Source organism: Falsirhodobacter sp. alg1 (genome assembly GCF_000739715.2).
In the GTDB taxonomy this organism is placed as follows: domain Bacteria; phylum Pseudomonadota; class Alphaproteobacteria; order Rhodobacterales; family Rhodobacteraceae; genus Falsirhodobacter.
The window spans coordinates 114,452-125,000 of sequence record NZ_BBJC02000001.1; the positions used below are offsets into that span (position 1 = coordinate 114,452).

General features: G+C 57.9%; 10 protein-coding genes, 1 tRNA gene and 2 rRNA genes (1 of these 13 only partly in view). 3 read left to right on the forward strand and 10 right to left on the reverse strand.

Features of this window, described 5'->3' with window-relative positions; translation table 11 throughout:
• Positions 1 to 41 precede the first annotated feature (41 nt).
• Together TR36_RS00540 and TR36_RS00545 are read left to right on the forward strand one after the other, a co-directional pair.
• Positions 42 to 521 carry an Lrp/AsnC family transcriptional regulator gene (locus TR36_RS00540; RefSeq protein WP_045393443.1) on the forward strand — a complete coding sequence of 160 codons (480 nt, stop codon included), beginning with the start codon at positions 42 to 44 and terminating at the stop codon, positions 519 to 521.
• A gap of 130 nt (positions 522 to 651) precedes the next feature.
• Entirely contained in the window at positions 652 to 2,022 is a 1,371-nt protein-coding gene (locus TR36_RS00545; protein WP_045393446.1) for an aspartate aminotransferase family protein, read from the forward strand.
• Between the two features lie 40 nt (positions 2,023 to 2,062).
• Here TR36_RS00545 and arsH read toward each other — a convergent pair whose 3' ends face one another.
• From arsH to TR36_RS00580, 7 genes are all read right to left on the reverse strand, one after another.
• Positions 2,063 to 2,773, reverse strand: a complete 711-nt coding sequence (gene arsH / locus TR36_RS00550) for an arsenical resistance protein ArsH (RefSeq protein WP_045393449.1) — start codon at positions 2,771 to 2,773, stop codon at positions 2,063 to 2,065.
• A complete protein-coding gene (arsC, locus tag TR36_RS00555; protein ID WP_045393452.1) occupies positions 2,766 to 3,188 on the reverse strand; it encodes an arsenate reductase (glutaredoxin) in 423 nt (140 codons plus the stop codon). Before arsC ends, arsH begins: the two co-directional genes overlap by 8 nt.
• Positions 3,185 to 4,252, reverse strand: a complete 1,068-nt coding sequence (arsB, locus tag TR36_RS00560) for an ACR3 family arsenite efflux transporter (RefSeq protein ID WP_045393455.1) — start codon at positions 4,250 to 4,252, stop codon at positions 3,185 to 3,187. Before arsB ends, arsC begins: the two co-directional genes overlap by 4 nt.
• Before the next feature lie 21 nt (positions 4,253 to 4,273).
• Complete coding sequence (locus TR36_RS00565) at positions 4,274 to 4,771, reverse strand: arsenate reductase ArsC (RefSeq protein WP_045393458.1); 498 nt, start codon at positions 4,769 to 4,771, stop codon at positions 4,274 to 4,276.
• 9 nt (positions 4,772 to 4,780) lie between these two features.
• A complete protein-coding gene (locus tag TR36_RS00570; RefSeq protein WP_062762074.1) occupies positions 4,781 to 5,107 on the reverse strand; it encodes a helix-turn-helix transcriptional regulator in 327 nt (108 codons plus the stop codon).
• A 167-nt stretch (positions 5,108 to 5,274) separates the two neighbouring features.
• Positions 5,275 to 6,324 carry a YHYH protein gene (locus TR36_RS00575; protein WP_062762076.1) on the reverse strand — a complete coding sequence of 350 codons (1,050 nt, stop codon included), beginning with the start codon at positions 6,322 to 6,324 and terminating at the stop codon, positions 5,275 to 5,277.
• 149 nt (positions 6,325 to 6,473) lie between these two features.
• Entirely contained in the window at positions 6,474 to 6,971 is a 498-nt protein-coding gene (locus TR36_RS00580) for a lactoylglutathione lyase family protein (protein ID WP_045393464.1), read from the reverse strand.
• Positions 6,972 to 7,071: 100 nt separating this feature from the next.
• Between TR36_RS00580 and TR36_RS00585 the strand changes: the two genes are divergently transcribed.
• Positions 7,072 to 7,962, forward strand: coding sequence for a LysR family transcriptional regulator (locus TR36_RS00585; protein ID WP_045393467.1), 891 nt, complete (start codon positions 7,072 to 7,074; stop codon positions 7,960 to 7,962).
• A 345-nt stretch (positions 7,963 to 8,307) separates the two neighbouring features.
• Here TR36_RS00585 and TR36_RS00590 read toward each other — a convergent pair.
• The 3 genes from TR36_RS00590 to TR36_RS00600 form a co-directional block, all read right to left on the reverse strand.
• Positions 8,308 to 8,384, reverse strand: a tRNA-Met gene (locus TR36_RS00590).
• Positions 8,385 to 8,454: 70 nt separating this feature from the next.
• Positions 8,455 to 8,569: ribosomal RNA gene (rrf, locus tag TR36_RS00595) — 5S ribosomal RNA — on the reverse strand.
• 111 nt (positions 8,570 to 8,680) lie between these two features.
• Positions 8,681 to 10,549 (reverse strand): 23S ribosomal RNA (locus TR36_RS00600); it runs 991 nt beyond the window's last position.

Sequence of the window (10,549 nt, forward strand, 5' to 3'; positions counted from 1 at the left end):
TCCAGATTGACATTCGCCGAAGCGACAGAAAGAACCGGAGAATGAAATCTGCACGCCTTGATGATCGCGATATCGCAATCCTCGCGACCCTGTCGCGCGAAGGGCGTATTGCCAAGACCGATCTGGCGGCACGGGTCAACCTGTCCCCTACCCCCTGCTGGGAACGGATGAAGCGGCTGGAACAGGCAGGCCTGATCCGTGGCTATCGCGCCGAAATCGATCTGGCAGCACTTGGGCCCCATGTGCAGGTGTTCGTGACGGTGGAACTGGACAGCCATCGTGCCGAAAACTTTCAGTTGTTCGAGCGTACGGTGGCACGCATTCCGGAAATTACCGGATGCTGGGCCATTGGCGGTGGCTATGATTACCTGATGCAGGTCGTGGCCCCTGATGTCGCCAGTTTTCAGGTGATGATGGATGACCTGCTGGAAAGCCGTGCCGGGGTGCGCCGCTATTTCAGTTATATTGTGACCAAACCGGTCAAGGACCTTCCTCCCGCGCTTGGGCTGCTGGGCAATTAATATCGCGCCGGACGGTATTTGTGCCGAAAATTCCTCTGCCGCACCCCCCTGTTTTGGTGAAATTCCCTGCCCCGCCGTTGCTAGCATGCCCTTGGCGTTTGCCAGTGACGGGGATGATAAGGATGACACCATGCTGACCAATGACGATCTTGCAAAATGGGACCGCGAGAACTTCTTTCACCCCTCTACGCATCTTGGCCAGTTCGCCCGAGGAGAGGCACCCCAGCGCATCTTGACCCGCGGGGAAGGCGTTTTCATCACCGACCGTGACGGAAACCGGCTACTGGACGGCTTTGCCGGTCTTTATTGCGTGAACGTGGGCTATGGCCGGACGCAGATCGCCGAGGCCATCGCCGAACAGGCCAAGGAGCTGGCCTATTACCATGCCTATGCGGGGCATGGGTGCGAAGCGTCGATCACCCTGTCGAAAATGGTCATGGACCGTGCCCCTGCCGGCATGGCGCGGGTGTATTTCGGACTGGGCGGATCGGATGCGAACGAAACGAACATCAAGCTGGTCTGGTATTACAACAACATCCTTGGCCGCCCGGAGAAGAAAAAGATCATCTCGCGCTGGCGCGGCTATCACGGGTCCGGCCTGATGACGGGCAGCCTGACGGGGCTGGACCTGTTTCACAAGAAGTTCGACCTGCCCCTGACGCAGGTGATCCACACGGATGCGCCCTATTATTTCCGCCGCCCCGATGCCGCCATGTCGGAGGCGGATTTCACGGCCCATTGCGTGGCCCGACTGGAGGAACTGATCGAGGCCGAGGGGGCGGATACCATTGCCGCATTCATCGGAGAGCCGGTTCTGGGCACCGGCGGCATCGTGACACCGCCCGAGGGATATTGGCCCGCCATTCAGGCCGTTCTGGACAAGCATGATATCCTGCTGATCGCGGATGAGGTCGTGACAGGCTTTGGCCGTTTGGGAACGATGTTCGGCAGCGACCACTACGGGATGAAACCCGACTTGATCACCAGCGCCAAGGGGCTGACCTCGGCCTACGCTCCGCTTTCCGCCAGCATCGTCGGGCAGCGAATGTGGGATGTACTGGCACGCGGCACGGATGAATACGGCGTTCTGGGCCACGGCTGGACCTATTCCGCGCATCCGATCGGTGCCGCCGCAGGTGTGGCCAACCTCAAGCTGATCGATGAACTAGGCCTGATTGGAAATGCGGGCGAGACGGGGGCCTATCTGAACGCCGCCATGCAGGATGCCGTGGGTGCCCATGTGAACGTGGGTGAGGTGCGCGGCGAAGGTATGCTCTGCGCTGTTGAACTGGTAGCGAACCGCGAAAAACGCAAGCATTTCGAGGCATCCGACGGCAAGGGTGCAAAGGTTGTCGCGGCCATGCTGAAGCGCGGGGTCATCGCGCGCGCCATGCCGCAGGGGGACATTCTGGGCTTTGCCCCGCCCCTGTGCCTGACACGGGGCGAGGCCGACCAGATCGTTTCGGCAACCAAGGACGCGATCACCGAGGTTCTGGGCTGATCGGAACAGGGCCGACGGATGATCCGCCGGCCCCACCCTGTCAGATGGTTTTCAGGTTTACGCGTTTTGACAGCTCTTCCGCGCTTTCCTTGCGCTCGCTGTAACGGTCCAGCAGCACATCCGTGCTGTCACGGGTCAGCAATGTGAACTTCATCAGCTCTTCCATCACGTCGACCATGCGGTCGTAAAACGACGACGGCTTCATCCGGCCCTCGTCATCGAACTCCAGAAACGCCTTTGGCGTGGAGGCCTGGTTTGGAATGGTCAGCAAGCGCATCCAGCGGCCCAGAATGCGCAGCTGGTTCACCGCATTGAAGCTCTGCGATCCGCCGCTGACCTGCATGACGGCCAAAGTCTTGCCTTGGGTGGGGCGCACACTGCCCAAGGACAGCGGAATCCAGTCGATCTGCGTCTTCATGATGCCCGTCATCGCGCCATGACGTTCGGGCGAGCACCAGACCATCCCTTCGGACCATGCGACCAGATCACGCAGCTCCTGTACCTTGGGATGCTCCGGCTCGGCATCATCCGGCAAGGGCAGTCCCGAGGGGTTGAACGTGCGCGTTTCGGCCCCGAGCCGTGTCAGGACACGCGCCGCCTCCTCTGTCATCAGGCGGCTGAACGACCTGTCCCGCAACGAACCGTAAAGCAGCAGGATACGCGGGGCATGCGTGGACCGCTGCGGGGACAGAAGGGCTTCGGTATCGATGGTGCGGAAATGTGCCTCATCCAGATTCGGGGTATCAGCCAACGCGGTTTCCTTTCTCGTCGATCAGGGGGGTGCCGTCTTCCTTGAACATCGGCCCCGGCGGAAGCCTGTCCAGCAGATCCAGCACAGCCTCGCTCGGGCGACACAAACGTACGCCCTTGGCCGAGCAGACGATAGGGCGGTTGACCAGTACAGGATGCTCCAGCATGGCATTCAACAGCGTCTCGTCACTGACAGAAGGGTCCAGAAGGCCCAGTTCCTTTGCTGGTGATTTCGATTCCCGCAGCGCGGTTCTCGGGGTCAGCCCCGCCGCGGCGAAAAGTGCCAGAAGCTGCGGACGGGTCCAACCGGTCTTCAGGTATTCGATCACCACGGGTGTTTCGCCCGAAGCCTCGATAACCGCCAGAACATTGCGCGATGTTCCGCATTCGGGATTGTGATGGATAACGATGCTCATGCGTTGTCCTTTGCTGCCGGGAACCAATGTTGAGTCCGATTGGCAAATGCCACGAGGGACAGCATCACCGGTACCTCGACAAGCACGCCAACCACGGTGGCCAGTGCCGCACCGGACCCCAGCCCGAACAGGCTGATGGCGACGGCAACAGCCAGTTCAAAGAAGTTCGAAGTACCGATCAGCGCACAGGGGGCTGCCACGTTGAACGGAATGCCCCAAGCCCGGGCGGCACCATAGGTCAGCATGAAGATGCCATAGGACTGGATCAGCAGCGGAACCGCGATCATCGCAATGACCATCGGGCGATCCAGAATGACCGTGCCCTGAAAGCCGAACAGCAGCACGACCGTAACCAGAAGGCCAAGGATGGAGAACGGCTGCACACGGGCCTTGAACGCATCGACAGCAGCCTCTCCCCCTTGGGCCACAAGGCGCTTGCGGGTCAGATATCCGGCCAGCAGCGGCAGCATGACATACAGTCCGACCGAGATCAGCAGCGTATCCCACGGAACCACGATATCGGTTACACCCAGAAGAAACGCAACGATGGGCGCAAACGCAAAGACCATCACCGCATCGTTCAGACTGACCTGCACCAGCGTGTAGGCCGCATCTCCGCGGGTCAGGTTGGACCAGACAAAGACCATGGCCGTACAAGGGGCCGCGCCCAGCAGGATAACACCGGCCAGATAGGCCTGTGCATCATCGGGCGGAATGAACCCCGCGAAAACGTAGTTGAAGAACAGCACCCCGAGCAACGCCATGGTAAACGGTTTGATCAACCAGTTCACCACGAGGGTGACCACAAGGCCCTTGGGCTTGTCGCCCACCTTGCGCAGGGCGCTGAAATCGACACCCACCATCATCGGGTAGACCATGGCCCAGATCAGCACGGCCACGGGCAGGTTGACTGAGGCCACCTCCAGCGATGCAAGCCATCCGAACAGCCCGGGAAACACATTGCCCAGCAACAGACCCGCACCGATTGCAAGAGCCACCCAGACGGATAGCCAGCGTTCAAAGGTTCCAAGGCCCGCCGCAGCGGGAAGCGATTTATCTGTCATCTGATTTTCCGATCAACGGGATCAACCGGCCTTGCCGATGTCATCCAGGTTTTGTTGCAGGGCCATCCGGTCAAGTGATCCGATGGGCAGGCTGATAAAGGTGGAAATACGGGTCCGGAGCAGTCGGTAGGCGTCCGAGAACGCCAGCCGCCGCACGGCCTCGGTTCCTTCGGCCTGAACCGGATCCGTGACCCCCCAATGCGCGGTCATCGGCTGACCGGGCCAGAAGGGGCATTCCTTGGCTGCGGCCTTGTCACAGACCGTGAAAACGAAATCCATATGCGGTGAATCGGGGCCGGCGAATTCGTCCCAGCTTTTGGTTCGCAGCGTGGTGGTATCGTAATTCAGGCGGTTCAACAGATCGAGGGTATAGGGGTGCGGCGCTGCCCCCGGCCTCGACCCCGCTGAAAATGCCTTGAAGAGGCCTTTTCCCTCGCTGTTCATGATCGCCTCGGCCATGATCGAGCGTGCAGAGTTTCCGGTGCACAGGAAAAGCACATTGTAGACATCGTGGGACATCGCAATCTCCTAGCAGGCAATCTTGTTGATCAAGGGCTGGCAAAGATCGGGGCGACCGCCACAACAATCCTCCATCAGGAAAGCCAGAAGGCCGCGCATCCCGTCCATATCGGCGAAATACCGGATGCTGCGCCCCTCACGCTCGTTGCGGATCAGCCCCGAGCGGACCAAGATCGCCAGATTGGCGGACATCGTGTTCTGGAGTACGCCCAGAGCTTCGCCGATCTCACCGGCCACCATGCCCTCCCCCCCAGCCTTTACAAGCAGACGGAACACATCCAGCCGGGTGGGCTGGCTGAGGGCGGCAAAGGCATCAAGGGCGCTGTTCTTATCCATATATCCAGCAATATGGATATGTGGAGTCATGTCAAACCGGAATTGCCGGTAACCGGCACGGATTTGTACAAGGGTCAGCCCCGCCGGTCATGCCCGCCGGATTGAAAATCATACGATATCGGGGGCTTGGTATGTGCAGCTGTCAGCAATTTGTGCCCCGAGCCAGATCAGTCATCATGTGCCGGCCCTGGTCGTTCCGGACGTGCGCTGGCATCGCAAACCATTTCGCCCCCTTCCAGTACGCAGCCTGATTCTGCGGACAAACATCCAAGGATCTGGTTGGAGCCAGCATCTCCGACATGGTAGTGATAGCCCAACCCGTCGGTTTCATGCCCGAAGCAACTATCAAGATCCACAGGGGTGGTGCCATCCGTCAGCAGATGGCTGAACATGGCATAGCCATCCATGGCGATACCGATCTGCCCACCGGATTTTTCAGCATCTTCGGAGGTGCCTTGTGTTGCGCCGATCGTGGTGGGTGCCCCATCAAGGCAATTCGTGACCGCATGGTAATGATAGCCGACAAACAAGTTCACATGGCCGCCGCAATCATCAAAAGGGGCGATCGTATGGGCCCCCAGGATCGCGTCCAGCGGCGCCGGTCCATCAAGGCGTATACCGTTGTAGGCAATGCCCGATCCCGTCTGGTTGGTAGGCGTATCGCGCTGGTGGGGCACAGGCTGCATCGGAATGACATAGGTAATTTGCGTCTCATCCGGAACGTATTCCGGCAGACATTGTACGCAGTAGTTCTGATAATCAGGATCGACATCGGGACGCGCCGCAGCCTCGCACGCCTCCAATGTGCCGGTAAAACGGATATCGCCGCTGTCGGGATCGAACAGCTGCCATTCCGTATCACCATAGGTTTTGGCGAGATTGGCAATGAATTCGCCATCCACATCCACCGCTTTGCCATCCTGAAACCAGATCCCCCCGGCATCGGCCCCATCCGAGATGTTCGACGGGCACCACGGGCCGGGTGTATAGGTCAGCGGTGCCGGACGGACGGTAATGGAAAAGCAGTTCGATTGCGCGCCGCCGGACAGGGTGCAGTCCACAATCTCTGGCCCCGACACCACATCCGCCTTGGAAAAGAAGCCGGCAATGGCTGTCAGGCGTTCTTCCTGCACCGATTGGGCAAAACCGGGGCTGGCCGTGACAATCGTTGCAGCCATCAGGCCGGCAATACGCAAAGCGGATGTTCTGTCGGTCATGGGGCACCTTTGAAACAGGGATGATGAGCGCGATCACATTCTACACTGTAGAAACGATCGTACGCTAACCGGCCACTGAAAGCACCCCCACGTGACCCCATGCCATCCCCGATGGAAAAATGGCGGGCACCGGAATGCCCGCCTCAAGATCAGGAATATGCGCCGCCCGAATAAGTCAGCTCATAGCTATGGCTGTAGAGTTCGAACACGATGCCGAAGGGGTCTTCGACATAAACCATACGGTAGGGCTTCTCATCGGGGAAATATTCACGCACGGGCATCCGCTGCTTCCCGCCTGCTGCCACGATTTTTGCCAGAAGATCCTCCAGATTCGGGTCTTGGATCGCGAAATGGAACGTGCCGTGCTGGCGGTAGTTCAGGTTCTGCTCGGGCGCGTGATTGCCCTTGAATTCGAACAGCTCGAATCCGATGCGATCGGCAGTGGCGAGGTGCGCAATGCGAATGCAGCCCCAGCCTTCACCAAAAACGTCCGAACACATCTGGCCGATGTCGCTACCATCCTCGACGATTTCGGTCGGCTGCATGATCACGTAAAAACCAAGAACCTCACTGTAGAATTTGACGGCGGCCTCCAGATCGGGGACTGAAAGGCCGATATGCGAAAATGTGCGTGGCGTAGGGCTCATGATTCATTCCTTTGCTTATTGCTTGAAAAGAACATAGCTAGCCCGAGTAGAAATAAGAAATTATTATATCTTATATTTTTGATAACAAAGTATCATCATCATGCTGAATGCGACATGGCTGGATACCTTTACTACCTTGTGTGACATCGGCCATTTTACCCGCACGGCTGAACGGCTGGGTATGACCCAGCCCGGCGTGTCACAACATTTGCGCAAGCTGGAGGCACAGGTCGGCAAACCGCTGATATCGCAGGATGGAAAATCCTTCACCCTGACACCTGCCGGAGAGGCTGTACTGGCTGTGGGCCAATCCCGCAGAACACAGGAACAAGAGCTGCGCGAGCGGATGGAGTTTGATGATCCGAATGCGGGGATCGTGAGCGTGGCATGCTCCGGCAGTTTTGCCCTTTGGATCTACCCGCATCTTCTGGAGCGTCTTGACGGATCGCCCCTGCTTTCTTTACGCCTGACGGCCGCTCCCCAAGCGAGCATAATTGCGATGGTTCTGGAAGGGGCCGCTGACCTCGGGATAGTTTCGGAGCAGCCCGATCATCCGCGACTCCATTCCTTTCCCTTGACGCGAGAGGAGTTGTGTCTGGTTCTTCCTTTTGGTGAGGGGTGGCGGGGGCTTTCGCTGGAGGGGCTGGATGCGTTGGGTTTTGTGGATCATCCGGACGGGTCCGGTTATGCCGACGACCTTCTGTCGTTGAACTTCCCCTTGGAATACAAGGGGGCGGATCATCTGCGAATACGGACCTTCGTGAACCAGATCGGCCAGATACCGATCCCTGTCGCTCGTGGTCTTGGCTACACTATCCTTCCCCGCTCCGGCATAGAGGCGTTTCCGCATCAGGAAGCTTTGTCGATCGTTCCGCTTGCGCACAAGCGGCATCAGGAGTTGTGGTTGGTCTACCGCACGGGTCGTACGGAGTTTGCCCGGGTTGCATCGGTTCAACGGATCATCATGGCGGCGGCAGAGGGGCTAGGATGATCCCTACCGGAAGATGGTTGTTCTCTGCTGGAGCTGGTTGGCCTCGGCGCCGGCCTCGGCCCTTGTGCATTTCACTTTGCAGGGTGGTGAACCTGCATGCGCTGTCAGGCCCGCGTTCACGGGCTGATCTCCGGACTGACGGCCCCTGATCGGAGATCCTGCGCGGCCTGATTTCGGATGTGCAGATGATTCCGGCACCGGGGGCACCGATGGGCAGGCCGCCCCCAGGTCATCCCGCCTTTACGGCGCCCTCGTAGGGATCCTGTCCTTGAGCCTTGGTTCGGATCTGTTGTCCGAACATCAAAAAACCTCCCAATGACGGGAGGTTTCGGGAAGTGTATATTTTGGTTGCGGGAGTAGGATTTGAACCTACGACCTTCAGGTTATGAGCCTGACGAGCTACCGGGCTGCTCCATCCCGCGCTGATTGCGCTACATTTGTATTTTTTGTGCGCTTTTTTGATTTCGTTTTGAGAGAAGGGGTTCTTACTAGGTCTGGCGGTGACCTACTCTCCCACGTCTTGAGACGCAGTACCATTGGCGCGACGGCACTTAACTGCCGAGTTCGGGATGGGATCGGGTGTTTTGCTCGTGCTATGACCACCAAACCAAGGAAGAACCCCACCTGTATTTTTGCGATACAGGGGGTTTTACAACATCAGGAACGCTTTGTTCTCTGTTCAAGTCGGTGCTTTTGATTGATCTTGCTTTTTCTGGATCAAATCAAGCCTATCGGGCAATTAGTACCGGTCAACTGAATGCATTGCTGCACTTACATCTCCGGCCTATCGACGTGGTGGTCTTCCACGGCCCTCAAGGGAGACCTTGTTTTGAAGGGGGCTTCCCGCTTAGATGCCTTCAGCGGTTATCCTGTCCGAACATAGCTACCCAGCACTACCGTTGGCACGATAACTGGTCCACCAGTGGTTCGTTCACCCCGGTCCTCTCGTACTAGGGGCAACTCTTCTCAAGTCTCCTACACCCACGGCAGATAGGGACCGAACTGTCTCACGACGTTCTAAACCCAGCTCACGTACCTCTTTAAACGGCGAACAGCCGTACCCTTGGGACCTGCTCCAGCCCCAGGATGAGATGAGCCGACATCGAGGTGCCAAACGATGCCGTCGATATGGACTCTTGGGCATCATCAGCCTGTTATCCCCAGAGTACCTTTTATCCGTTGAGCGATGGCCCTCCCACTTGGGACCACCGGATCACTATGGCCGACTTTCGTCTCTGCTCGACTTGTCAGTCTTGCAGTCAGGCTGGCTTCTGCCATTGCACTCAACGACCGATTTCCGACCGGTCTGAGCCAACCTTCGCGCGCCTCCGTTACAATTTAGGAGGCGACCGCCCCAGTCAAACTACCCACCACGCAGGGTCCCGGATCCGGATAACGGACCGCGGTTAGACATCAAGAGTGCGAAGGGTGGTATCTCAAGGATGGCTCCACCGGAACTGGCGTCCCGGTTTCAATGCCTACCACCTATCCTGCACATCACAATCCTGATGCCAGTGCGAAGCTATAGTAAAGGTTCATGGGGTCTTTCCGTCTAACCGCGGGAAGTGTGCATCTTGACACACAGTTCAATTTCGCTGAGTCCACATCAGAGACAGCGGGGAGATCGTTACGCCATTCGTGCAGGTCGGAACTTACCCGACAAGGAATTTCGCTACCTTAGGACCGTTATAGTTACGGCCGCCGTTTACTGGGGCTTCAATTCAGAGCTTGCACCCCTCCTTTTAACCTTCCAGCACCGGGCAGGCGTCAGACCCTATACGTCGTCTTACGACTTCGCAGAGCCCTGTGTTTTAAGTAAACAGTCGCCACCCCCTGGTTTGTGCCCCCCGCCCATACTTGCGTACAGACGGGGCCTCCTTCTCGCGAACTTACGGAGGCATTTTGCCGAGTTCCTTTGATGTGGTTCTCTCAAGCGCCTTGGTATTCTCTACCAGTCCACCTGTGTCGGTTTAGGGTACGGTCTCATGGAGGGCTATTTCCAGGAACCTCTAAGCAGCCCACCCAATCCAATAAGGGCAAACTACCGTCGAGATCCGTCACTTCCTCCTGGCCCAGGAATATTAACCTGGTTCCCATCGACTACGCCTTTCGGCCTCGCCTTAGGGGCCGGCTTACCCTGCTCAGATTAGCTTTAAGCAGGAACCCTTGGACTTTCGGCGACAGGGTCTCTCACCCTGTTTGTCGCTACTCATGTCAACATTCTCGCTTCTGATCTCTCCACCAGTTGCCTTACGGCCTGGCTTCACAGACAGAACATTGTCTTCGCTGTGCTTTGCGCTGACGTCTTGCGACATCCCGCTTCAAACACAAATAGACAGCGTTCTATATCACAGAACGCTCCGCTACCACGCACATCGCTGTGCATCCTGAGCTTCGGCTCGTGGCTTGAGCCCCGTTACATCTTCGCCGCAGGACAGCTTATCTAGACCAGTGAGCTGTTACGCTATCTTTAAAGGATGGCTGCTTCTAAGCCAACCTCCTGGTTGTTTTGGCCGTCCCACATGCTTTCCCACTTAGCCACGAATTAGGGGCCTTAGCTGCAGGTCAGGGTTGTTTCCCTCTTCAC

Excerpts from the sequence above, each read along its gene's own strand:
- TR36_RS00540 (WP_045393443.1), top strand. The coding sequence starts at position 42 with ATGAAATCTGCACGCCTTGATGATCGCGATATCGCAATCCTCGCGACC.
- TR36_RS00545 (WP_045393446.1), top strand. The coding sequence starts at position 652 with ATGCTGACCAATGACGATCTTGCAAAATGGGACCGCGAGAACTTCTTT.
- arsC (WP_045393452.1), bottom strand. The coding sequence starts at position 3,188 with ATGAGCATCGTTATCCATCACAATCCCGAATGCGGAACATCGCGCAAT.
- arsB (WP_045393455.1), bottom strand. The coding sequence starts at position 4,252 with ATGACAGATAAATCGCTTCCCGCTGCGGCGGGCCTTGGAACCTTTGAA.
- TR36_RS00565 (WP_045393458.1), bottom strand. The coding sequence starts at position 4,771 with ATGTCCCACGATGTCTACAATGTGCTTTTCCTGTGCACCGGAAACTCT.
- TR36_RS00570 (WP_062762074.1), bottom strand. The coding sequence starts at position 5,107 with ATGGATAAGAACAGCGCCCTTGATGCCTTTGCCGCCCTCAGCCAGCCC.
- TR36_RS00575 (WP_062762076.1), bottom strand. The coding sequence starts at position 6,324 with ATGACCGACAGAACATCCGCTTTGCGTATTGCCGGCCTGATGGCTGCA.
- TR36_RS00580 (WP_045393464.1), bottom strand. The coding sequence starts at position 6,971 with ATGAGCCCTACGCCACGCACATTTTCGCATATCGGCCTTTCAGTCCCC.
- TR36_RS00585 (WP_045393467.1), top strand. The coding sequence starts at position 7,072 with ATGCTGAATGCGACATGGCTGGATACCTTTACTACCTTGTGTGACATC.